17 protein-coding genes are annotated in these 23,214 nt (G+C 74.6%); 12 read left to right on the forward strand and 5 right to left on the reverse strand.

Going from position 1 to position 23,214, the window contains the following annotated elements; genetic code table 11:
- The first annotated feature begins 153 nt into the window (after positions 1–153).
- Positions 154–1,110: a 2-hydroxyacid dehydrogenase gene (locus ACI79C_RS11080; RefSeq protein ID WP_456945706.1), complete on the forward strand. Its 957-nt coding sequence runs from the start codon at positions 154–156 to the stop codon at positions 1,108–1,110.
- A gap of 10 nt (positions 1,111–1,120) precedes the next feature.
- Here the strand turns inward: ACI79C_RS11080 and argG are convergent, their stop codons facing one another.
- The 3 genes from argG to ACI79C_RS11095 all read right to left on the reverse strand — a co-directional run bounded on the left by argG (position 1,121) and on the right by ACI79C_RS11095 (position 3,847).
- A complete protein-coding gene (gene argG / locus ACI79C_RS11085) occupies positions 1,121–2,569 on the reverse strand; it encodes an argininosuccinate synthase (protein WP_456945707.1) in 1,449 nt (482 codons plus the stop codon).
- A 63-nt stretch (positions 2,570–2,632) separates the two neighbouring features.
- The gene (locus tag ACI79C_RS11090) at positions 2,633–3,001 is read right to left on the reverse strand and encodes a PH domain-containing protein (protein ID WP_456945708.1); all 369 of its coding nucleotides are present in this window, start codon (positions 2,999–3,001) and stop codon (positions 2,633–2,635) included.
- Positions 3,002–3,007: 6 nt separating this feature from the next.
- Complete coding sequence (locus ACI79C_RS11095) at positions 3,008–3,847, reverse strand: helix-turn-helix transcriptional regulator (RefSeq protein ID WP_456945709.1); 840 nt, start codon at positions 3,845–3,847, stop codon at positions 3,008–3,010.
- A gap of 88 nt (positions 3,848–3,935) precedes the next feature.
- Here ACI79C_RS11095 and ilvD point away from each other — a divergent pair, with 88 nt between their 5' ends.
- The 6 genes from ilvD to ilvC all read left to right on the forward strand — a co-directional run bounded on the left by ilvD (position 3,936) and on the right by ilvC (position 15,015).
- Positions 3,936–5,663 carry a dihydroxy-acid dehydratase gene (ilvD, locus tag ACI79C_RS11100; protein WP_456945710.1) on the forward strand — a complete coding sequence of 576 codons (1,728 nt, stop codon included), beginning with the start codon at positions 3,936–3,938 and terminating at the stop codon, positions 5,661–5,663.
- Between the two features lie 116 nt (positions 5,664–5,779).
- Positions 5,780–8,404, forward strand: coding sequence for a putative bifunctional diguanylate cyclase/phosphodiesterase (locus tag ACI79C_RS11105; RefSeq protein ID WP_456945711.1), 2,625 nt, complete (start codon positions 5,780–5,782; stop codon positions 8,402–8,404).
- Positions 8,404–11,145, forward strand: coding sequence for a putative bifunctional diguanylate cyclase/phosphodiesterase (locus ACI79C_RS11110; protein ID WP_456945712.1), 2,742 nt, complete (start codon positions 8,404–8,406; stop codon positions 11,143–11,145). The genes ACI79C_RS11105 and ACI79C_RS11110 overlap by 1 nt, the downstream gene beginning before the upstream one ends.
- 247 nt (positions 11,146–11,392) lie before the next feature.
- On the forward strand, positions 11,393–13,264 hold the full coding sequence (locus ACI79C_RS11115) for an acetolactate synthase large subunit (RefSeq protein WP_456945713.1): 1,872 nt from the start codon (positions 11,393–11,395) through the stop codon (positions 13,262–13,264).
- Between the two features lie 93 nt (positions 13,265–13,357).
- On the forward strand, positions 13,358–13,885 hold the full coding sequence (gene ilvN, locus ACI79C_RS11120; protein WP_456945714.1) for an acetolactate synthase small subunit: 528 nt from the start codon (positions 13,358–13,360) through the stop codon (positions 13,883–13,885).
- Positions 13,886–13,986: 101 nt separating this feature from the next.
- Complete coding sequence (ilvC, locus tag ACI79C_RS11125; protein ID WP_456945715.1) at positions 13,987–15,015, forward strand: ketol-acid reductoisomerase; 1,029 nt, start codon at positions 13,987–13,989, stop codon at positions 15,013–15,015.
- Between the two features lie 62 nt (positions 15,016–15,077).
- On the opposite strand, the gene ACI79C_RS11130 is transcribed toward ilvC, so the two are convergent.
- Both ACI79C_RS11130 and ACI79C_RS11135 read right to left on the reverse strand, forming a co-directional pair.
- Complete coding sequence (locus ACI79C_RS11130; RefSeq protein ID WP_456945716.1) at positions 15,078–15,539, reverse strand: hypothetical protein; 462 nt, start codon at positions 15,537–15,539, stop codon at positions 15,078–15,080.
- A gap of 92 nt (positions 15,540–15,631) precedes the next feature.
- Complete coding sequence (locus tag ACI79C_RS11135) at positions 15,632–16,366, reverse strand: hypothetical protein (protein ID WP_456945717.1); 735 nt, start codon at positions 16,364–16,366, stop codon at positions 15,632–15,634.
- Between the two features lie 184 nt (positions 16,367–16,550).
- Here ACI79C_RS11135 and serA point away from each other — a divergent pair, with 184 nt between their 5' ends.
- The 5 genes from serA (at position 16,551) to ACI79C_RS11160 (ending at position 23,211) form a co-directional block, all read left to right on the forward strand.
- Positions 16,551–18,152 carry a phosphoglycerate dehydrogenase gene (gene serA / locus ACI79C_RS11140; RefSeq protein WP_456945718.1) on the forward strand — a complete coding sequence of 534 codons (1,602 nt, stop codon included), beginning with the start codon at positions 16,551–16,553 and terminating at the stop codon, positions 18,150–18,152.
- A 16-nt stretch (positions 18,153–18,168) separates the two neighbouring features.
- A complete protein-coding gene (locus ACI79C_RS11145) occupies positions 18,169–19,191 on the forward strand; it encodes a 3-isopropylmalate dehydrogenase (protein WP_456945719.1) in 1,023 nt (340 codons plus the stop codon).
- 171 nt (positions 19,192–19,362) lie between these two features.
- On the forward strand, positions 19,363–20,232 hold the full coding sequence (locus ACI79C_RS11150) for an FAD binding domain-containing protein (RefSeq protein ID WP_456945720.1): 870 nt from the start codon (positions 19,363–19,365) through the stop codon (positions 20,230–20,232).
- Positions 20,233–20,236: 4 nt separating this feature from the next.
- A complete protein-coding gene (locus tag ACI79C_RS11155; RefSeq protein ID WP_456945721.1) occupies positions 20,237–20,755 on the forward strand; it encodes a (2Fe-2S)-binding protein in 519 nt (172 codons plus the stop codon).
- Entirely contained in the window at positions 20,752–23,211 is a 2,460-nt protein-coding gene (locus tag ACI79C_RS11160) for a xanthine dehydrogenase family protein molybdopterin-binding subunit (RefSeq protein WP_456945722.1), read from the forward strand. The genes ACI79C_RS11155 and ACI79C_RS11160 overlap by 4 nt, the downstream gene beginning before the upstream one ends.
- The last annotated feature ends 3 nt before the right edge of the window (positions 23,212–23,214 follow it).

Raw genomic sequence — 23,214 nt, forward strand, 5'->3', positions numbered from 1 at the left:
CCCTGAGCTCGCGAGGGTGGGGAGGACGGGCGGTTCCCCTGCAGGGGCCCGCTGCGAGCCGACGAGCGGCGGGGGCGGGGGCGGCCCCGTCCCGGGTCCCGCCCTGAGCTCGCGAAGGGTGGGGAGGACGGGGTCCTTCTAGGGTTCATGGCCGTGGCCCCCGAGATCACCGGTTCGCAGGTCGTCGGCCCGGACGAGACGCTGCACGTGCTCGTCCCCTCCTCGGCCCTGGCCGCGGCCGTGGAGGCGGTCTCCCCACGGGTCCGCGCCCACCGGGTCCCGCCGGCCGGCGGGCCCCCGTCCGGGGAGGCCGCGCAGGCGCAGGTGTGGGTCCCCGGCGGCGGCACCGGGGTCCCCGAGGGCTTCCTCGCCGCGCTCCCGCGGCTGCGGCTGGTCCAGCTGCTCAGCGCCGGCGCGGAGCGGTTCGTCGGCCGGCTGCCCGAGGGCGTGGTCCTCTGCAACGCCCGCGGGGCGCACACTCCGGCCACGGCCGAGTGGGTGGTGGCGGCCGTGCTGGCCACCCAGCGCGGCATCCCGGAGCTGGTCCGCGAGCAGGACGCCGGCCGCTGGACCCCGAGCGCGTTCGGCACCGTGGTGGGCGCGCGCGTGCTGGTGGTCGGGGCGGGGGACATCGGCCGCACCGTCGGCCGGATGCTCGCCGGGTTCGACGTCGACCTGACCTACGTGGCCCGCACTCCCCGCGAGGGCGTGCACGGCACCGACGAGCTGCCGCGGCTGCTCCCGGAGGCCGACGTCGTCGTGGTCGTCGTCCCGGTGACGGAGGAGACGACCGGCCTGGTCGACGCCCGGTTCCTCGCCGCGATGCGGGACGGCGCGCTGCTGGTCAACGCCGCCCGCGGGGTCGTGGTCGACACCGGCGCGTTGCTGGCCGAGCTGCGGTCCGGGCGCCTGCGGGCAGCCCTGGACGTCACCGACCCCGAGCCCCTGCCACCCGGCCACCCGCTCTGGTCGGCCCCCGGCCTGCTGCTCACCCCGCACGTCGCGGGCAACGTGCCCGGCACGAACGAGCGCGCCGCGGCCGCGGTCACCGACCAGCTGGCGCGGGTGCTGGCCGGTGAGCCCCTGGCGAACGTGGTCGGGGTCTACTGACGCCGGGCGCTCAGTCGGTGCCGGACTCCATCGCGGCGCGGTCGAGCAGCTCCTCGTCGGTGGGGACCCGGCCGCGCGAGGCGATCGCCTCGGCCCCGCCCTCCGCCATGGCGCCGATCAGCCCGGTGGAGGCCGCCTGCGCGACCCCGATGGGCGCGGGGTGGGCGCCGCCGACCATGCCGATCGCCGCGTACTGCTCGAGCTTGGCGCGGGAGTCGGCGATGTCCAGGTTGCGCATGGTCAGCTGGCCGATCCGGTCCACCGGCCCGAAGGCGGAGTCCTCGGTGCGCTCCATGGACAGCTTGTCCGGGTGGTAGCTGAACGCGGGCCCGGTGGTGTCGAGGATCGAGTAGTCCTCGCCCCGCCGCAGCCGCAGCGTCACCTCGCCGGTCACCGCCGTCCCGACCCAGCGCTGGAGCGCCTCCCGCAGCATCAGCGCCTGCGGGTCCAGCCAGCGGCCCTCGTACATCAGCCGGCCCAGCCGCCGCCCCTCGCTGTGGTAGGTGGCGAGGGTGTCCTCGTTGTGGATGGCGTTGACCAGCCGCTCGTAGGCCGCGTGCAGCAGCGCCATCCCCGGCGCCTCGTAGATGCCCCGGCTCTTGGCCTCGATGATGCGGTTCTCGATCTGGTCGGACATGCCCAGGCCGTGCCGGCCACCGATGGCGTTGGCCTCGAGCACCAGGTCGACGGCCGAGGCGAACTCCTTGCCGTTGATCGTCACCGGCCGGCCCTGGGCGAAGCCGATGGTGACGTCCTCGGGGGCGATGTCGACGTCGGGGTCCCAGAACCGCACCCCCATGATCGGCTCGACGATCTCGATGCCCGTCTCGAGGTGCTCGAGCGCCTTGGCCTCGTGGGTCGCGCCCCAGATGTTGGCGTCGGTGGAGTAGGCCTTCTCCGTGCTGTCCCGGTAGGGGAGGTCGTGGGCCAGCAGCCACTCCGACATCTCCTTGCGGCCGCCGAGCTCGGTGACGAAGTCGGCGTCCAGCCACGGCTTGTAGATCCGCAGCGAGGGGTTGGCCAGCAGGCCGTAGCGGTAGAAGCGCTCGATGTCGTTGCCCTTGAAGGTCGACCCGTCGCCCCAGATCTGGACGTCGTCCTCCAGCATGGCGCGCACCAGCAGGGTGCCGGTCACCGCCCGGCCGAGCGGGGTGGTGTTGAAGTAGGCCCGGCCACCGGAGCGGATGTGGAACGCCCCGCAGGTCAGGGCGGCCAGGCCCTCCTCCACGAGGGCCGCCCGGCAGTCGACCAGCCGGGCGATCTCCGCGCCGTAGGCGCTGGCACGGCCGGGCACCGAGGCGATGTCGGGCTCGTCGTACTGGCCGATGTCGGCGGTGTAGGTGCAGGGGACCGCCCCCTTGTCGCGCATCCACGCGACCGCTACGGAGGTGTCGAGGCCGCCGGAGAAGGCGATCCCGACGCGCTCGCCGACGGGCAGGGACGTGAGCACCTTGGACACGGGTAAGAGTATGCATGCCGGTGAATGGTCATGCAAAAGGGCCTCGTGACCGGGCGGCGGAGGTCAGGCGGGGTCGGGGATCCGGCCGCCGGAGAGCGCCGCCAGCCGGGGCAGGTCGCGGGCCCTCAGCACCGGCAGCCGCACCTGCGTGCCGCCGGTCGTGACCAGCCACAGGTCACCGCGCTCGGCGACCCGGATGCCGGCCAGCTCGGCCCAGGGCACCCGGCGCCGGCCGGCGAGGGAGCGCACCGTGATGCCGTCGTCCCCCACGTCCACGCCGACGCGGAGCACCCACAGCGCGACGAGGACGGGCACGAGCAGGAACACCGGCGTCCAGGACGCGGCGAAGGCGAGCGGGACGGCGCAGATGAACAGGAAGCCGACCGGGAGCAACGCCGTCCGGCTCATCCGCAACCGGGCGGGAGCGACCACGGTCGCTCATCCTCCCAGACGGCCGCCGTCGACCAGCCGCGCGAGCCGGCCCGCGGCGTCGCTGCCCTCCGCGGCGGTGTACACGACCATCTGCAGGCCCGGCGCGTCCGCGGGCGTCAGCTGGTGGTGCTCGAGCAGCAGCGTGCCGACCTCGGGGTGCTCGAAGCGCCGCTCGGAGGAGCTGAACCGGTCGACGTCGTGGCTGGCCCAGCCGGCGCGGAAGTGCGGGCTGGCCGCCTCCAGGCGGGCGACGAGGTCGACCACGTCCCGGTCGGCCAGCCGCGGCCCCACCTCGGCGCGGAACTGGGTGAGGAACCGCCGGCTGTCGGTCGTCCAGTCGCCGAGCAGCTCGCGCACCGCCGGGTCGGTGAAGACCAGCCAGAGCAGGTTGCGGTCGGCGGGCGGGACGGCGGCCACCCCCGGGTAGAGCCGCTCGTAGGCCCGGTTCCAGCCGACGATCGACCAGCTCGGGGTGATCACGTAGGCGGGGGAGGAGCCGAGGGCGTCCAGCAGCCGCTGCACGTGGGCCGGCATCCCCTCCGGCGCGGCCGCCACGGGCGTGCTGCCGTGCCCGGTCAGCCGGCGGACGTACTCGTGCTCGGCCGGTGACATCCGCAGGGTGCGGGCCAGGGCGTCGACGACCTGGCGGGAGGGCCGGATGTCGCGGCCCTGCTCCAGCCACGTGTACCAGGTGTGGCTCACCCCCGACAGCAGCGCGACCTCCTCGCGCCGCAGGCCCGGCGTGCGGCGGGCGCCGCCGGCCGGGAGCCCGGCCTCGCGGGGGTCGACCTGGCGGCGGCGGGAGCGGAGGAAGTCGGCCAGCTCCCGGCGCGCGGACGGCGGCACGGCGGCTCCCGGGACGTCGGTGGTGGTGTCGGTACCAGTATCGATGCTCTCTCGGCGGGACCCCGCGACCGGCCTACGCTCTGCGGACGTGAGCATCGGCGAGGACCTCATCCCCGGACACGAGTCCCACAGCGGGACCCACAGCCCCCTGAAGCCGCGCAGCTACGAGGTGACCGACGGCATCGCCAAGGCCCCGGCGCGGGCGATGCTGCGCGCGGTGGGCATGGGCGACGACGACTGGGACAAGCCGCAGATCGGCGTCGCGTCGTCGTGGAACGAGATCACCCCCTGCAACCTCTCCCTGGACCGGCTGGCCAAGCGGGCCAAGGAGGGCGTGCACGCCGCCGGCGGCTACCCGCTGGAGTTCGGCACGATCTCGGTCTCCGACGGCATCTCGATGGGCCACGAGGGCATGCGCGCCTCGCTGGTCTCCCGCGAGGTGATCGCCGACTCGGTGGAGACGGTCGTGTTCGCCGAGCGCCTCGACGGCACGGTCCTGCTGGCCGGCTGCGACAAGTCCCTGCCCGGCATGCTCATGGCCGCCGCCCGGCTCGACCTCGCCAGCGTGTTCGTCTACTCCGGGTCGATCCTGCCCGGACGGCTCGGTGACCGGGACAACCTGACGATCATCGACGTCTTCGAGGGCGTCGGCGCCTGTGCCCGCGGGCTCATCAGCCGCGACGAGCTCGACGCCATCGAGAAGGCGGCCTGCCCCAGCGAGGGTTCCTGCGGCGGCATGTACACCGCCAACACGATGGCCAGCGTCGCCGAGGCGCTCGGCATGGCCCTGCCCGGCAGCGCCGCCCCGCCGGCCCCCGACAGCCGTCGCGACGCGGTCGCCATCGCCTCCGGCGAGGCCGTGGTGAACCTGCTGCGCCTGGGCATCACCGCCCGCCAGATCATGACCCGCGAGGCGTTCGAGAACGCGATCACCGTGGTCATGGCGCTCGGCGGCTCGACCAACGCCGTGCTGCACCTGCTCGCCATCGCGCACGAGGCCGGGGTCGACCTGACCCTCGAGGACTTCAACCGGATCGGCGACCGCACGCCGCACCTGGCCGACGTCAAGCCCTTCGGCCGGTTCGTCATGACCGACATCGACCGCGTCGGCGGCGTGCCGGTCGTGCTGCGCGCGCTGCTCGACGCCGGGCTGCTGCACGGCGACGTCCTCACCGTGACCGGGAAGACGATGGCCGAGAACCTCGCCGAGATCGCCCCGCCGGACCTGGACGGCACGATCGTCCACGCGATGGACGACCCGATCCACAAGACCGGCGGGCTGACCATCCTGCGCGGCTCGCTGTCCCCGGACGGCGCGGTCGTGAAGTCCGCCGGCTTCGACGCCGACGTCTTCGAGGGCACCGCCCGCGTCTTCGACGGCGAGCAGGGCGCGATGGACGCCGTCACCGAGGGCACCCTGCAGGCCGGCGACGTCGTGGTGATCCGCTACGAGGGCCCCCGGGGCGGGCCGGGCATGCGCGAGATGCTCGCCGTCACCGGCGCGATCAAGGGCGCGGGCCTGGGCAAGGACGTCCTGCTGCTCACCGACGGCCGGTTCTCCGGCGGGACGACGGGCCTGTGCGTCGGCCACGTCGCGCCCGAGGCCACCGACGGCGGCCCGATCGCGTTCGTCCAGGACGGCGACCGGATCCGGCTGGACCTGCGCTCCCGCACCCTCGACCTGCTGGTCGACGAGGACGAGCTGGCCCGCCGCCGGGAGGGGTGGACCCCGCTGCCGCCGCGCTACACCACCGGCGTCCTCGGCAAGTACGCCAAGCTGGTCGGGTCCGCCGCGCAGGGGGCCATCTGCGGCTGAGCCCGGCCTGACCGCGCGGGTCGGGGCGGGCCCCCCGTTGGGGTGAGGCCCGCCCCGCTGCGCTGTTGCGGCTGCGTCCTCGTGCCGAGACAGCACGTGTGGACAGGCTGCGATGGGTGCTCCTGGGGAGCACCCTGCTCGGAGTGGTCACCTGTGCGGTGGCCGCCGTCACGCCCGGTCCCGGCGCCGCCGCCGACGTCGCCGTCGCGGCGATGGGGCTGGCCGCGTCCGGGGTGATGTGGCGTGCCGCCGGGTCCCGCCTCTGCGGGGCGCGCGGGTGGCGGCTGATCGCCGTCGCGCCCCTGCTCCCCGTCGCCGGCCACGTCGCCGTGGTCGCGGCCGCCCCGGCCGACCCGATGCAGTCCGTGCTGCTCCGCTGGGTGCCCACGGTCCCCGGCTACCTGCTCGTCGTGCTCGGCTGCCTCAGCCTGGTCGACCGGGGCCGGGTGCGCCGCGGGCTGCGCTCGGGCGTCGAGGTCGCCCTCTTCGGCACCGCCTGCGTGCTCGCGGTCCAGTTGCTCGTCCTCGGCCCCGGCCGCAGCTGGCTGGAGCTGCGTCCGGCGCAGGCGGCCGTGCTGGGCGCCGCCGTCCTGGTCACCTCCGCCACGGTGACCTCCGCCCTGGTCCTGCTCGGCGTGGTGGAGAGCTCGCGCCAGCGGATGGCCCTCGTGCTGCTCGCCGGCGCGCTGCTCACCACCGCCGGCCGGGCGCTGAGCACCTCGGCGATGCTCTCCGGTGGTCCCGGGGCGACCGACCTCAGCCGGTTCCTCGTCGTCGGCGGCCTGGGCCTGCTCGCCGCCGCCGCGCTCGCCGACCCCGGCCCCAGCCCGGACGCCGGTGCCCGGCCCCGCCCGCGCAGCGGCCGGTCCACCCGCCTGGGCCAGTTGCTCCCGCACGTGGCGATGGTCGCGGCCCTGCTCGTCGGCGCCGGCGACGCGCTGCTCACCGGCCGGAGCAACCCCGTCGTGATCGTCGGGGTCATGGCCTGCGCCGTCCTCGCCGCGGTGCACCGCTGGGTCACCGCCCGCGACGAGCAGCGCCTGGGAGCCCGGCTGCGGCGCAGCGAGGCCTACTTCCGTTCCCTGGTCTCGGCCAGCGGCGACGCCGTGCTCATCCTCGACGGCGACCTGCGGGTCACCTGGACCTCGCCGACGGTCGCGACGACGCTGGGGGACCCCGATCGGGTCGTGGCCGGCCGGGACCTGCTGGAGCTGGTCCACCCCGAGGACGCGCTGCCGGTGGCCCGCGCCCTGGAGCCCGAGGCCGACGGCGCGCCGGTGAGCGGCCTGCTCCCGATGCGGGTGCGGCACGCCGACGGCACCTGGCGGCACCTGGAGGCCAGCGTCTCCGACCTGCGCCGCGACGCGGACGTGAGCGCGGTCGTGCTGCACTGCCGCGACACCACCGAGCGCGTCCAGCGCGAGCGCGACCTGGAGCAGGTGGCCTTCACCGACCCGCTCACCGGGCTGCCCAACCGGGCCGGCTGCGAGCGGGTGGTCCTGGACGCCCTCGCCCGTCCCGGGGCGCCGTGCCGCAGCCTGCTGCTGATCGAGCTCGACGGCGTCGACGCGGTACGCGAGACCGCCGGGCTGGACGTGGCCACCGCCGTGCTGGTCGAGGTCGGCCGGCGGCTGCGGGCCACGGTCCGGGACGCCGACGTGGTCGCCCGCGTGAGCGGCGGGTCGTTCGCCGTCCTCGCCGAGGGTGCGCCGCACGCCGTCGACCTGCTCGCCGACCGGTGCCTGTCGGTCATCGAGCAGCCCGTCGACACGCCGGCCGGGATCTTCGACCTCACCGCCAGCGTCGGCACCGTCGAGCTGGAGCCCTGCCAGTCGGTCGCCGACCTGCTGGCCCGCGCCGAGCTCGCCGTCCGGGCGGCCGCGGCCTCCGGCCCGGGGAGCGCGCTGCGCTACCGGCCGGCGCTGGGCAGCGCCGCCGCCCGGCGCAGCCGGCTGCGCGACGACCTGCCCGGCGCCTGGACCCGCGGGGAGCTCTCCGTGCTGTTCCAGCCCGTGGTCTCCCTCGAGGAGCAGCGGGTCACCGGCGTCGAGGCGCTCCTGCGGTGGCGGCACCCCGAGCTGGGCGAGGTCCCGCCCGCGGAGTTCGTGCCGATCGCCGAGCGCGCCGGTGTCATCGGTGACCTGCAGCGGTGGGCGCTCGAGCACGCGGCGACCGTCGTCGTCGGGCTGCCGCAGACCGGCGCCCCGCTGCGCCTGGGCGTGAACATCTCCGCCTCCCACGTCGCGGCCCGCACGCTGGTCGGCGACGTCGCCTCGGTGCTGCACGGCACCGGGCTGGCACCGGAGCGGCTGATCCTGGAGATCACCGAGGCGACCGTGCTCGCCGAGGGCGACCACGTGGCCGTGGACATCGAGGCGCTGCGCCTGATGGGCGTGCACGTGGCCCTGGACGACTTCGGTGCCGGCCGCTCGTCGCTGGCCGACCTGACCCGGCTGCCGATCGACGTGCTCAAGCTCGACCGCCCGCTGGTCGGCCGCGTCGACCGCGACCCGAAGAGCCGGGCCCTCTGCGAGTCGGTGGTCACCATCGGCCGGGCGCTGGGCCTGGACGTGGTCGCCGAGGGAGTGGAGACGCCGGCCCAGCTCGGTGCGCTGCGCGCCCTGGGCTGCGGCTTCGCGCAGGGCTTCCTGCTGTCCCGCCCGATGCGGCCGGGCGAGCTCACCGAGCTCCTCGCCGAGGGCACCGGCCTGCTGTGGCCGGGTCTGGTCGGCTCCCGCTGATGGCCGCCGTGCCGACGCCCCGTGCCGGCGGCCGGGCCCGGGTGCTCACGCTGGCCCTGCTCGGGGTGCTGGCGACGGTCACCGCCGTCCTCGAGGGGACCGGCTCCCCGCACGCCTCCCGGCTGGTCCCGGTGTGCCTGGCGCTGGGGTCCGCCGCGGCCGCGGTCGCCGTCGACCGCAGCGCCGCGCGGCTGCCCGGGCGGGCGGGCCGGCCCTGGCGGGGCCTGGCCCTCGCCGCCGGGCTGCTGGCCCTCGGGCAGTGCCTGGCCGTGCTGCGCGCCGCGGGCGGTGACCTGTCCTCCGGTGGCGTGGAGGACCTCCCGATGCTCGTCGCGGTGCCCGTCGCGATGGCCGCCGCGGGCTGGCTGCTGCCGCCCCGCGAGGGCCGCCGGCTGGGCTCCCGGGTGCTGCTCGACGGCGCGGTCGTCACCCTCGCCGTCGCCGTGCTGGGTCACGTGCTCCTGAGCCCGCTGCTGGCCGACCTGCAGGGAGCGGCCGACGGGCTGATCTCGGTGGGGTACCCGGCCGTCGGGGCGCTGCTGTGCGGCATCGGGCTGGTCACCGTGACCGGCGTGCCCGGTCCCCGGCGGCCGGCGGCCACCTGGCTGCTGCTGTGCTTCGCCGCGATGGCGGTCGTCGCCGTGGGCGGCGCCCTGGGCCGCACGGACGGCGGGACCGGTCCCGCGGTCGTCACCGAGCTGGCCTGGCTGGCGATGCTCGCCGCCGGCGTGCTCGGGGTCGCCGCCGACCCCGGGGACCCGGTCACCCCCGACGACGACGGCCTGAGCCTGCCGGTGCGCGGCATCGCGCTGGCCTACGCCGCGTCCTTCGGCGTCCTGCTCATGCTCCTCGCCGGGGCCCTCGCCGGGCGCCCCCTGCCCGTGGCCGAGGCCGGCGGGGGAGCGGTGCTGGTCGTGCTGACCGCCGTCCGCACCGTGCTGCTGACCCGGGACGGGCACCGGCTCACCGGGCGTCTGCAGCGCGCCGAGGGCTACTTCCGCGCCCTGGTGCACAGCGGCGACGCCGTCACCGTCGTCCTCGACGCCTCCGGGCGGATCGGCTGGGCCTCGGGACCGGTCCAGACCCAGCTGGGCTGGTCCGAGGCCGAGCTCGCCGGCACCCCGCTCGCCCCGCTGCTACACCCCGACGACCGCGACCTCGTCGACCGGGTGCGCGCCGCGGTCGGCAACCGGACCGGCACCGACGGCCTGCCCGCGACGGTGCGGCTGCGGACGCGGGAGGGCGCGTGGCGCGACGTCGAGGTCTCCGGTGCCGCGCGGGCCGGGGCGGGCACCCGAAGCCGCGACGGGCTGGTGCTGCACCTGCGCGACGTCACCGACCGGCGCAGCAGCCAGCGCGAGCTGGAGCGGCTGGCCTACACCGACTTCCTCACCGGCCTGCCGAACCGGGCCCGCTTCATGGCCGCCCTCGACGAGGCGCTGGCCACCGGCCGGTCGGGGAGCGTGCTGCTGGTCGACCTCGACGGGTTCAAGGCGGTCAACGACGTCGCCGGCCACGACGCGGGCGACCGGCTGCTGTGCGAGGTCGCCGACCAGCTGCGCACCGCCGCCCGCGAGGAGGACCTCGTCGCGCGGCTGGGCGGCGACGAGTTCGCCGTCCTGGTGCGCGCCGGGCGGGCGGAGGCCACGGCGCTGGCCGAGCGGCTCGTCGAGGTGCTCGACCGGGACCACCGGCCCGTGGCGCCCGACGGCAGTGCCGGCAGCGGACCGGTCTTCGCCGTCTCCGGCAGCGTCGGCGTGGCCGAGCTGCGGACGGCCGACGACGCCGCCGAGACCGTCCGCCGCGCCGACCTGGCGCTGCGGACGGCCAAGGCGGCCGGCAAGAACTGCGTCCGGACCTCCGGGGAGGCGCTGGACCGCGTGGTGGACCGGCGCGCCCGGCTGGCGCGCGACCTGCCGGCCGCGATCGCCGGCGGCGGGCTGTCCCTGGTCTTCCAGCCGGTGGTGGGGGTGGCCGAGCGCCGCGTCCTCGGGCTGGAGGCCCTGGTGCGCTGGCAGCACCCGGAGTTCGGCGCGGTGGCGCCGGACGAGTTCGTCGCCCTCGCCGAGGACGACGGGTTGATCGTGGCGCTGCAGCAGTGGGTGCTCGGCGCCGCCACCGCGGCCCTCGCGCCGCTGCTGGTCCGGGGGCTGGACCTCCAGCTCGGCGTCAACGTGTCCGTCCGTCACCTGCAGGCCGGCTGCCTCGTCCCGGACGTCACCCGGGCGCTGGCCGAGTCCGGGGTGCCGGCGCACCGGCTGATGCTGGAGATCACCGAGTCGGTGCTCCTCGGGGCCGAGGACCGGGTCGACGGCGACCTGACCGCGCTGCGGGACATGGGCTGCCTCGTCTCGCTCGACGACTTCGGCAAGGGCCACTCCACGCTCGCGCGACTGGCCCGGCTGCCCGTCGACGTCCTCAAGATGGACCGGGCCTTCGTCGCCCACATCGACGAGGACCCCCGGACCGCCGCGCTGGTGAGCAGCGTCGTGGAGCTCGGCCGGACCCTGGGCATGGACGTCGTCGCCGAGGGCGTCGAGACCCCGGGGCAGCTGGCCACGCTGACCGGGCTCGGTTGCCGCTTCCTGCAGGGCCACCTGCTGGGCCGTCCGGTGGCCGCCGAGGCGCTGCCGGCGGTGCTCGCCGGGTTCGACCCGACGGTGCTCGCCGGGGCGGGCGCACCGCGCGCGCGTCCCACGCCTGAGGACGCCGGTGTCCACCTGGTGGGACAGGATGGTTGACGGGCCGCTCGTCGAGGCGCACAGTGAGCGGGTGCGCCCGGCCAGCCTGCTCCTCGTAGTCGCCTAGCGCGTCGGTCGCCCGACCGACGCGCTCACCCCTCTGTGCCTGCGGCACGAGGGGTTTTTCGTTTGCGGGCCCCCTGACCGTCCCGGACAGCGGCCGGCCCGCGCCCGCAGGCAGACCGGCCGCGCACCGCACGGCCCCCGAACCGACGGCCCCCAGACCGGGGCACTGCCAGGAGACGCCATGAACAGCACCACCCCCGGCGAGTCCGCCAGCCGCGAGGCGGCCGCGTCGCTCACCGGTGTCGAGACGACCGCCCGCTCGGTCGAGACGGCCGCCCCCGAGCCGCTCACCGGCATCACCGGGGCCCAGAGCCTCGTCCGGTCGCTCGAGGCGGTCGGCGTGGAGGTCGTCTTCGGGATCCCCGGCGGGGCGATCCTCCCGGCCTACGACCCGCTGTTCGACTCCACGGTGCGCCACGTGCTGGTCCGGCACGAGCAGGGCGCCGGTCACGCGGCCACCGGCTACGCCCAGGCCACCGGCCGGGTCGGCGTCTGCATGGCCACCTCCGGCCCCGGGGCCACCAACCTGGTGACCCCGCTGGCCGACGCGCACATGGACTCGGTCCCGGTCGTCGCGATCACCGGTCAGGTGCCCAGCGCCTCGATCGGCACCGACGCCTTCCAGGAGGCCGACATCCGCGGCATCACGATGCCGATCACCAAGCACAACTTCCTGGTCACCGACGCCGACGAGATCCCGCAGAAGATCGCCGAGGCGTTCCACCTGGCCGCGACCGGCCGCCCCGGCCCGGTGCTGGTCGACATCTCCAAGGACGCGCTGCAGGCCACCACGGACTTCGCCTGGCCGCCGCGGCTGGACCTGCCCGGCTACAAGCCGACCACCCGCCCGCACGGCAAGCAGGTCCGCGAGGCCGCGGCGCTGATCGCCCGGGCCGCCCGGCCGGTCCTCTACGTCGGCGGCGGGGTGCTCAAGGCGCAGGCCACTGCGGAGCTCGCCGAGCTCGCCGAGCTCACCGGCGCGCCCGTCGTCACCACCCTCATGGCGCGCGGCGCGTTCCCCGACAGCAGCCCGCAGCACCTGGGCATGCCCGGCATGCACGGGACCGTCGCCGCGGTCACCGCGCTGCAGAAGGCCGACGTCATCGTCGCCCTGGGCGCGCGCTTCGACGACCGGGTGACCGGCCAGCTGTCCTCCTTCGCGCCCGGCGCGCTCGTCGTCCACGCCGACATCGACCCGGCGGAGATCGGCAAGAACCGCCGGGCCGACGTCCCGATCGTCGGCGACGCCCGGGAGACGATCGCCGAGCTGGTCACCGCCCTGCGCGCCGAGCACGAGGCCGGCCGCACCCCGGACCTGTCGGCCTGGTGGGCGCAGCTGGACACCTGGCGGGAGAAGTACCCGCTGGGCTACGACTGGCCCGAGGACGGCGCGCTGTCCCCGCAGTACGTCATCGAGCGGCTGGGTGCCATCGCCGGCCCCGACGCCATCTACGCCGCCGGCGTCGGCCAGCACCAGATGTGGGCCGCCCAGTTCATCCGGTACGAGAAGCCGGGCACCTGGCTCAACTCCGGCGGGCTCGGGACGATGGGCTACGCCGTCCCGGCCGCGATGGGAGCCAAGTACGGCTGCCCCGACACCACCGTGTGGGCGATCGACGGCGACGGCTGCTTCCAGATGACCAACCAGGAGCTGGCCACCTGCGCCATCGAGGGCATCCCGGTCAAGGTCGCGATCATCAACAACGGCAACCTGGGGATGGTCCGGCAGTGGCAGACCCTCTTCTACGAGGGCCGCTACTCCAACACCAAGCTGCACCCGGTCGACGAGAACGGGACGCCCAAGCCGGTGCGCATCCCCGACTTCGTCGCCCTGGCCGAGGCGCTGGGGTGTGTCGGGCTGCGCTGCGAGAGCAAGGACGACGTCGACGCGGTGATCGAGAAGGCCATGGCCATCCACGACGCCCCGGTGGTCATCGACTTCGTCGTCGGCCACGACGCCCAGGTGTGGCCGATGGTCGCCGCGGGCGCCAGCAACGACGACATCATGGCCGCGCGCGACGTCCGCCCGGTCTTCGGCGACGGCCAGGTGTAGTCGAAGGACCCCCTCCTCCCCACCACTCGCTCGCTCGCGGCGGGGCCCTGGAGGGGGCCACCCGCTCTGCCCTCCTGAAAGGAACCTCGGGTCATGACCCGCCACACCCTGTCGGTCCTCGTCGAGAACAAGGCCGGCGTCCTCGCCCGGGTCTCGGCGCTGTTCAGCCGGCGCGGCTTCAACATCGAGTCCCTGGCCGTCGGGCCGACGGAGAACCCCGAGCTCTCCCGGATGACGATCGTCGTGGACGCCGACACCGCGCCGCTGGAGCAGATCACCAAGCAGCTGAACAAGCTGATCGAGGTCATCAAGATCGTCGAGCTGGACTCCGCCGCCGCCGTCCAGCGCGAGCTGCTGCTGGTCAAGGTCCGCGCGCCGATGGCCGACCGCACCCAGGTGCTGCAGACGGCGGAGCTGTTCCGGGCCCACGTGGTCGACGTCAACACCGACACCGTGACCCTGGAGGCGACCGGCACGCCGGACAAGCTCCAGGCGCTGCTGGCCGTCCTCGCCCCGCTCGGCATCAAGGAGATGGCGCAGTCGGGCACCGTCGCCCTGGGGCGGGGTCCGCGCTCGATGTCGGGCGCCGGTACGTTGCGCCCGGTCGAGCGCACCGCCTGAAAGGACCCCGCCCTCCCCACCCCTCGCAGGCTCGGAGCGGGACCCGGGACGGGGCCACGCGCACCACCTACCAGCACCAACCGAAGGGAACCGCACAGCACATGGCCGCCGAGATCTTCTACGACGACGACGCCGACCTGTCGATCATCCAGGGGCGCACCGTCGCCGTCCTGGGCTACGGCAGTCAGGGGCACGCGCACGCGCTGTCGCTGCGCGACTCGGGCGTCGACGTCCGCGTCGGGCTGCCCGAGGGCAGCAAGAGCCGCGCCAAGGCCGAGGTAGAGGGCCTGCGGGTCGTGACCCCCGCCGAGGCGGCCGCCGAGGCCGACCTGATCATGATCCTCGCGCCCGACCACGTGCAGCGGAACCTGTACAAGGAGTCGGTGGAGCCCAACCTGCAGGACGGCGACGCGCTGTTCTTCGGCCACGGCTTCAACATCCGGTTCGGCTACATCAAGCCCCCGGCCGGCGTCGACGTCGCGATGGTCGCCCCCAAGGGCCCCGGCCACCTGGTGCGCCGCGAGTTCGAGAACGGCAAGGGCGTGCCCTGCCTGGTCGCGGTCGAGCAGGACGCCAGCGGGCAGGCGCTGCAGCTCGCGCTGTCCTACGCCAAGGCCATCGGCGGCGCCCGCGCCGGCGTGATCAAGACCACCTTCGCCGAGGAGACCGAGACCGACCTGTTCGGTGAGCAGGCGGTGCTCTGCGGTGGCATGTCGGCGCTGGTGACCGCGGGCTTCGAGACCCTCACCGAGGCCGGCTACCAGCCGGAGATCGCCTACTTCGAGTGCCTCCACGAGCTGAAGCTGATCGTCGACCTCATGTACGAGGGCGGCATCGCCAAGCAGCGCTGGTCGGTGTCGGACACCGCTGAGTACGGGGACTACACCACCGGCCCGAAGGTGATCGACCAGCACGTGAAGGACACCATGAAGGACGTCCTCGCGCGGATCAAGGACGGCTCCTGGGCGGCGGAGTTCATCGCCGACCAGGACGCCGGTGCGCCGGACTTCAAGCGGCGCCGGGCCGAGGCCGAGGCGCACCCGATCGAGGAGACCGGCCGCCGGCTGCGCGGGCTGATGAGCTGGGTGTCGGCGTCCGACGACTACACCGGGACCGCCGCCCGCGGCTGAACGCCGGCGGACAGAGGCCCCCGCTGCCGTCCGGCAGCGGGGGCCTCTGTCGGTCCTGCGGGTCAGCGGGTGCCGCGGGCGGCGAAGTACTGACGGGACGACGGCTGGTTGAGCAGGAGGACGATCCCCGCGCCGGCGGCGATCAGCAGCACCGACCAGATGGTGAACCCGCCCTGGGCGAGGGACACGACCAGCCCCAGCACGGCCAGGCCGGCGGTCACCAGGCCGGCGACCTTGAGGACGGCGCTGCCCCTGCCCTTGAGCGCCATGACCGCGCCCCAGGTGTTCGCGACCGCGACGGCCAGGTACACGGTGCCGAAGGCCGCGCTGGCCGCTCCCAGGACCCGGGTGGCCGCCAGCAGCAGCAGGGCGTACATGAGCACGTAGAAGGCCAGGAAGAAGCCGATGGCGGCCGCGGCCAGCACCTGCGGCGGGCGCCGCACGGGCGGGGACGGCGACGCCCCGGCGTCCGTCGGGCGGGGGTCGTCCCCGGGGTCGGGCTCGGCGGGGCGGGGGTCGGTCACGGGGGTCCTCCTGGTGTGCGACAGCCCCTGTCCGCGCCGGTCGGTGGCGCGGACAGGGGCTGGGTGGGCTGGCTCGGGTGTGGCCGCCCGGGTCAGCGACCCCGGCGCGCGCGGTGCGCGGCGAAGAAGGCCGCCGCGGGCTTCATCGCCAGCAGGACGACGATGGCCAGCGCCGCGAGGAAGAACAGCAGGCTGGTCACGATGCCGCCGGCGCCGCTGGTGTCGGCGTCGGCCAGGCTGGCGAAGAAGTTGAGGGCGGTGAAGGCCACCGCGATCGAGCCGCCGACCAGGAGCATCACCCGGCTGCGCCCGGTCAGGGCCCACACCGAGCCCCAGATCATGACGACGGTCCAGGCCAGCGCCAGCAGGCCGAAGACCAGCGCGATGCCGGCCACGGCGCCCGCGACCTCCCCGAAGCCGGGGATCTCGGTGTCACCGGCCGCGCCGCCGAAGAGCGCCCCCGCGAAGATGAGGGCGAGGCTGAACAGGATGCCGATCGCGCCGAACACGAACCCGAGCACGGCCGCCGTGACGACGCCGGCGGGCTTGGCCGGCACCGCCGACTGGCCGTACTGGCCGTACTGCTGCGGGTAGCCGCCCTGCTGGCCGTACTGCTGCGGGTAGCCCGGCTGCTGGCCGTAGGGGGAGGGCTGGCCGTACGGGGAGGGCTGGTACTGCTGGCCGTAGGCCTGCTGGGGCTGGCCGTACTGCTGGCCGTACCCCTGGCCCGCGTCCTGGGGCTGGCCGTACTGCTGGCCGTACCCCTGCGGACCGGAGCCCTGCTGGCCGTACTGCGGCGAGCCGGGCTCGTTGTCGCTGGTGCTCATGGTCTCCTCCGTCGGCGCCGGCCCTCGCCGACTCTGCGCGGCCAGGATGTCCGCTGCGCCACGGCAGGGGCAAGCACACCTCCCCCTCCCGCGGGGGTGTCGTGGCGCATCCGTGACGTGACGGTGGGTGCGGGGAGGGGCTGGCGGGGGAGCGGGGCGGCCGCGTTCCCTAGGCTTGCTCCCCGTGACCACGACCGCGCCCGTCGTCCTCATCGCCGAAGAACTCGCCCCGAGCGTGCTGGAGGTGCTCGGGAGCGAGGTGGAGATCCGTCACGTCGACGGCGCCGACCGTGCCGCGCTCCTGCCCGCCCTGGCCGAGGCCTCGGCGGTGATGATCCGCAGCGCCACGCAGATCGACGCCGAGGCGCTCGCCGCCGCGCCCGAGCTCAAGGTGGTCGCCCGGGCGGGGATCGGCCTGGACAACGTCGACGTCGCCGCCGCCACCGAGCGCGGCGTCATGGTCGTCAACGCGCCCACCTCCAACATCGTCAGCGCCGCGGAGCACGCCGTCGCCCTGCTGCTGGCCGCCGCGCGGCACATCCCCGCTGCTGACGCGTCGCTGCGCGAGGGGACCTGGAAGCGGTCGAAGTTCACCGGGGTGGAGGTCACCGACAAGGTCGTCGGCGTGGTGGGCCTGGGCCGGATCGGCCAGCTCGTCGCCCAGCGCCTGGCGGCCTTCGGGGTCACGCTCATCGCCTACGACCCCTACATCCAGCCCGGCCGGGCCGCCCAGCTCGGCGTCCGCATGGTGCCGCTGGAGGAGCTGCTCCGCGAGGCGGACTTCATCACCATCCACCTGCCCAAGACGCCGGAGACCCTCGGCCTCATCGGGGCCGCCGAGCTGGCCACCACCAAGCGCGGCGTGATCATCGTCAACGCCGCCCGCGGCGGGCTCGTCGACGAGGCGGCGCTGGCCGACGCGCTCAAGTCCGGCCAGGTCGGGGCGGCGGGCATCGACGTCTACGCCACGGAGCCGTGCACCGACAGCCCGCTGTTCCAGCTGCCGAACACCGTGGTCACGCCGCACCTGGGCGCCTCGACCACCGAGGCGCAGGACAAGGCGGGCACGGCCGTGGCCCGCTCGGTGCGGCTGGCGCTGCAGGGGGAGTTCGTGCCGGACGCGGTCAACGTCCAGGCCGGCGGCGTGGTCGCCGAGGACGTCCGGCCCGGCCTGCCGCTGGCCGAGAAGCTCGGCCGGGTCTTCACCGCGGTCGCCGGCGGGCTGGCCCAGTCGGTCAACGTCGAGGTGCGCGGCAAGATCGCCGAGTACGACGTCTCGGTCGTGCAGCTGGCCGTCCTCAAGGGCGTGTTCTCCGACGTCGTCGAGGAGCAGGTCACCTACGTCAACGCCCCGCTGTTCGCCGAGCAGCGCGGCCTGGACGTCGCCATGACCAGTGACGTGGAGAGCCCCGACTACCGCAACCTGATCAGCGTCCGCGGTGCGATGGCCGACGGCACCGAGGTCACCGTCTCCGGCACGCTCTTCGGCAAGAACCAGGTGCCCAAGCTGGTCGAGATCGGCGGCTTCGACATGGACCTGGACCTGTCGGGCTACCTGCTCTTCTTCGTCTACACCGACCGGCCGGGCGTCGTCGGCACCGTCGGCGCGGCGCTGGGCGAGGCGGCCGTCAACATCGCGGGCGCGCAGGTGAGCCGCACCAACCGCGGCGGCGAGGCGCTGATGGCCGTCACCGTGGACAGCCCGGTCCCCCCGGAGCTGCTGGGCGACATCGCCGGCCGGATCGGCGCGCGTGAGGCCCGCTCGGCGGACCTCAGCCCCCGCTGACCTAGGGTCTGGTCCCATGCGCCTGGCAGTGATCCCTGGAGACGGCATCGGTCCGGAGGTGGTGGCCGAGGGCCTCAAGGTCCTCCGTGAGGTGGCCCCCGACGTGGAGCCCACCCCCTACGACCTCGGGGCCGCACGGTGGCAGCGGACCGGCGAGCTGCTGCCCGACACCGTGCTCGACGAGCTGCGCCAGCACGACGCGATCCTGCTCGGCGCCATCGGCGACCCGGGGGTCCCCAGCGGCATCCTCGAGCGCGGCCTGCTGCTGCGCCTGCGCTTCGAGCTCGACCACCACGTCAACCTGCGGCCCGCGCGGCTCTACGACGGCGTCCGCAGCCCGCTGGCCGAGCCCGGTGACATCGACATGCTGTGCGTCCGGGAGGGCACCGAGGGCCTCTACGCCGGCAACGGTGGGGTGATCCGCCGGGACACGCCCCAGGAGATCGCCACCGAGGTCAGCCTCAACACCGCCTTCGGCGTCGAGCGGGTCGTCCGGTACGCCTTCGAGCGGGCGCTCACCCGCCCGCGCCGGCACCTGACCCTCATCCACAAGACCAACGTGCTCACCCACGCCGGAGGGCTGTGGTCGCGGACGGTGGAGGAGGTCTCGGCCGAGTTCCCCGAGGTCACCGTCGCCTACCAGCACGTCGACGCCGCGTCGATGTTCTTCATCACCGACCCCGGGCGCTACGACGTCATCGTCACCGACAACCTCTTCGGCGACATCGTCACCGACGTCGCCGCGGCGGTGACCGGGGGCATCGGGATGGCCGCCAGCGGCAACCTGGACACCTCCGGAACCCACCCGAGCATGTTCGAGCCGGTGCACGGCTCGGCGCCCGACATCGCCGGTCAGGGGGTCGCCGACCCGACCGCCACCGTCCTGTCCGTCGGCCTGCTCCTCGAGCACCTCGGGCGCGCCGACCAGGCGAAGAAGGTCAACGCGGCCGTCGCGTTCGACCTGTCCACCCGCGAGAAGCAGGGCTCGCTGCGCACCGCGGAGGTCGGCGACCGGCTCGCCGCGCTCGCGGGGGGCTGAGGGAGGTCGGGGGCCGCCGGCGGCGGCCGCCGGTACCCCGTCCGGAGGCAGGCCCACCTGTGGCCGGCCACGGAGGAAGGGTGCACATCCTGGGGCCGGGCACATGGTGCCCCGGGAGGACGCCCGGCAGGATCGCGGCACGCTCGCCGAGCCCGACGCGAGGAGCCGCCGGTGAAACCACCGCCGTTCACGTACTCGGTCCCCACCACCGTCCCCGACGCCGTGGCGCTGCTCGTCGAGCACGCCGAGGAGGACCCGCGGGTCCTCGCCGGCGGGCAGAGCCTGGTGCCGCTGATGAACTTCCGGCTGGCCCAGCCGGGGCACCTGGTCGACCTGCGGCAGGTGGTGGGCCTCGACACCCTCCGGCTCGACGGCGACTCCCTCGTCGTCGGCGCCATGGTGCGGCAGTCCACGGCCGAGCGGAGCCCCGAGGTGGCCCTGGTCGCGCCGCTGCTCGCCGAGGCGCTCAGCCACGTCGCCCACCCGCCGGTCCGGCACAGCGGCACCGTCGTCGGCAGCATCGCGCACGCCGACCCGGCGGCCGAGCTGCCGGCGGTCGCCCTCGCCCTGGACGCCGAGATGACCGCCGTGGGACCGCAGGGGGAGCGGCGCATCCCCGCTGCCGACTTCTTCCAGGGGCCGTTCACCACCGCGCTCGCCCCGGACGAGATCCTCACCGAGGTCCGGTTCTCCCCGTTCCCCGGCGGCCACGCCTTCGCCGAGTTCGCCCAGACGCACGGCAACTTCGCCGTCGTCGGGGTGGCTGCCCTGGTGGGCTTCGACGACGGCCGGATCGCGCGGGCGGCGCTCGCGGCCAGCGGCGTGGCGCCGACGCCGGTGCGGCTGACCGCCGCCGAGGAGGCGCTCGTGGGCACGGCAGGCGACGAGGCCGCGGTGGCGACCGCGCTCGACGCCGGCACCGCCGCTCTCGACCCGGCCGGCGACGTGCACGCCAGCGCCGCCACCCGCATCGACATCACCCGTGCGGTCCTGCGCGAGGCGATCCAGCGCGCGGTCGGCCGCGCCCGTGACCGGAGGTGAACAGGTGAGGCACCTGCAGGAGGTCACCCTGACGGTCAACGGCCGCCGGCACACCCTCGCCGTGGAGCCCCGGCGGCTGCTCGTCGACGTGCTGCGCGACGACCTCGGCCTGGTGGGCACGCACATCGGCTGCGAGCACGGCGTCTGCGGCACGTGCACCGTGCTCCTCGACGGCGCGAGCATCCGGTCGTGCACGACGCTGGCCGTGCAGGCCGACGGACGGACGGTCCGCACGGTCGAGGGGCTCGGCGACGGCGCGGACCTGCACCCGCTCCAGGAGGAGTTCTGGGACAAGCAGGGGCTGCAGTGCGGGTACTGCACCCCGGGGATGCTGATGCGCGCCGTCGAGATCCTCGAGACCGACCCCGACCCCACCCCCGAGCAGGTGCGGGAGGGCATCGCCAGCAACCTGTGCCGCTGCACCGGCTACCAGTTCATCGTCGAGGCCGTGGTGGCCGCCGGCGAGCGCATGCGGCAGGCCGACGCCGCCACCGCCGAGCCCAGGACGGGAGCCCAGGCATGACCGCCATCGACCGCCCGGCGCCCCCTCCGGTCCGGGTCCACAAGGACGGGCGCCGGTGGGTCGGGAAGAGCATCCGCAAGGTCGAGGACCCCAAGTTCCTCCGCGGCCGCGGCGGGTACATCGCCGACCTCGTCCGGCCGGGCACGCTGCACGCCGCCGTGCTGCGCAGCCCGATGGCGCACGCCCGGATCGTCTCCATCGACACCTCGGCGGCGGAGGCCGCTCCCGGGGTGCACCTCGTGGTCACCGGCGCCCGGGCTGCTGAGCTGACCGGCCCGCTGCCCGACTTCGGCCCCGACCCGAGCAAGCACGCCTGGCGCTGCCTGGCCGTGGACAAGGTGCGCTACGCCGGGGAGGGGGTGGCCGTCGTCGTCGCCGACGACCGCTACCTCGCCGAGGACGCCCTCGGGCTGATCGACGTCGAGTACGAGCCGCTGCCCCCGGTCGTCGACCCGGTGCGCGCACTCGACCCCGACGCCGCGCTGGTGCACGAGGCGCTGGGGAGCAACGTCGCCTACGAGCGGGAGTTCACCTTCGGAGACGTCGACGCGGACTTCGCGACGGCCGACGTCGTCGTCCGCGACCGGCTGCGCTGGCACCGCTCCGGCGGGCAGCCGCTGGAGACCGTCGGCGCGATCGCCGACTTCGACCCCAGCACCGGCAAGCTCACCGTGCACACCAACTCGCTGAGCTTCACCAGCTACATGTTCATGGCGGCCGGGTCCCTCGGGATCCCCATGAACAAGTTCGACGTGCACCAGGTCCCCGCGGGCGGCAGCTTCGGCTCGAAGCTGTTCGTCACCAAGCCGACCGTCATCGCGGGCATGTGCTCGCGGCTCCTGGGCCGGCCCGTGGCCTACCTCGAGGACCGCGTCGACAACATGTCCAACGCCGACCACCACGGGTCCGACCGGGTGTACGACGTCGAGCTGGCCGTGATGCGCGACGGCACGATGCGCAGCATCAGGATCGACTGCGTCGACGACTACGGCGCCTACATCCAGTTCGGCGTCGGCCACCACGGCAACGCCCTGGCCCAGGTCACCGGCCCGTACACCATCGGCAGCGTGCGCTACCGGGTCCGCGCGGCGCTGACCAACAAGAACCAGCAGGGGGCCTACCGGGGCTTCGGCTCCGAGGTCAACAACTGGATGCTCGAGCAGATGGTCGACAAGGCCGCCCGGGAGATCGGGATGGACCCGGTCGAGATCCGGCGGCGGAACTTCATCCGCCCCGAGCAGTTCCCGTACTTCATCCCCAGCGGCAACGTCTACGACAGCGGCAACTACACCGCCGTCCTCGACGAGGCGCTGCGGCTGGGGGAGTACGACCGCTGGCGGGCCGAGCAGGCCCGGCTCCGCGAGCAGGGCCGCCACATCGGCATCGGGGTGATCTCCGCCCAGGAGCGCAGCGTCTTCTCCGCGACCGAGTTCTGGTTCTGGTTCGACGAGCCCAACGCACCGGTCACCAGCAGCCCGGAGAGCGTGACGCTGGGGGTGGACGCCACCGGCACGATCACCGCGACGCTGTACTCGTGCGCCTTCTGGGGCAACAGCCCGGAGACGATGGTCGCCCAGCTGGTCGCCGAGGAGTTCGACTGCGACCCGCACGACGTCTCGATCATCTACCACGGGACGTCCGGCGGGCTGCCGGCGACCGGGCCGGGTGGCTCGCGGACGACGGTCATGCTCGCCGGTGCCGTCGAGGGGGCCTCGGCCAAGATCAAGGCCAAGGCGCGGCGGGCCGCGGCGCACCTCATGGAGGTCGACCCGGAGGACCTCGAGTGGGCCGACGGCGGCTTCCACGTCCGGGGCGTGCCCGACCAGCGCAAGGGCCTCGACGAGATCGCGGCCATGCTGCACATGTTCAAGCACAGCTTCCCCGAGGACGTCGAGTCCGGCCTCGAGGAGTCCAAGGTCTTCGACCACCCGTACACCACGATGCCCTCGGCCGACCGCAGCGACCTCGGCGTCTTCTACCCCTTCATGGGCAACGCCTGCCACGTGCCCGTGGTCGAGGTCGACGTCGCGACCGGGCGGGTCGCCATCCTCGCCTACGCCGCCGTCCACGACTGCGGGACGCTGGTCAACCCGCGCTCGCTGGCCGGGCACATCGTCGGCGGCACCGCCCAGGGGATCGGCACCGCGTTCTACGAGGAGTTCGTCTACGACGAGCAGGGGCAGCTGACCACCGGCAGCTTCCTCGACTACTCGATCCCGACGGCGATGGAGGTCCCGGAGCTGCGGATCGGGCACGTCGAGACGCCGTCCCCGTACACCCCGCACGGGATCAAGGGCGGCGGTGAAGGTGGCCGGATGATGGCGCCGGCCGCGCTCAACGCGGCGGTCAACGACGCCCTCGCCCCGCTCGGGGTGCGGGTCACCGAGCTGCCGATGACCCCCGACCGGCTGCGCGCGGCGCTCCGCACGGCGGGGGTGGGCCCGGAACGGCGGTGACCC

The organism is Geodermatophilus sp. SYSU D00697, from assembly GCF_054050175.1.

Coding starts and splice junctions, on each gene's coding strand:
- ACI79C_RS11110 (WP_456945712.1), top strand. CDS start 8,404: ATGGCCGCCGTGCCGACGCCCCGTGCCGGCGGCCGGGCCCGGGTGCTC.
- ACI79C_RS11115 (WP_456945713.1), top strand. CDS start 11,393: ATGAACAGCACCACCCCCGGCGAGTCCGCCAGCCGCGAGGCGGCCGCG.
- ilvN (WP_456945714.1), top strand. CDS start 13,358: ATGACCCGCCACACCCTGTCGGTCCTCGTCGAGAACAAGGCCGGCGTC.
- ilvC (WP_456945715.1), top strand. CDS start 13,987: ATGGCCGCCGAGATCTTCTACGACGACGACGCCGACCTGTCGATCATC.
- ACI79C_RS11135 (WP_456945717.1), bottom strand. CDS start 16,366: ATGAGCACCAGCGACAACGAGCCCGGCTCGCCGCAGTACGGCCAGCAG.
- ACI79C_RS11145 (WP_456945719.1), top strand. CDS start 18,169: ATGCGCCTGGCAGTGATCCCTGGAGACGGCATCGGTCCGGAGGTGGTG.
- ACI79C_RS11160 (WP_456945722.1), top strand. CDS start 20,752: ATGACCGCCATCGACCGCCCGGCGCCCCCTCCGGTCCGGGTCCACAAG.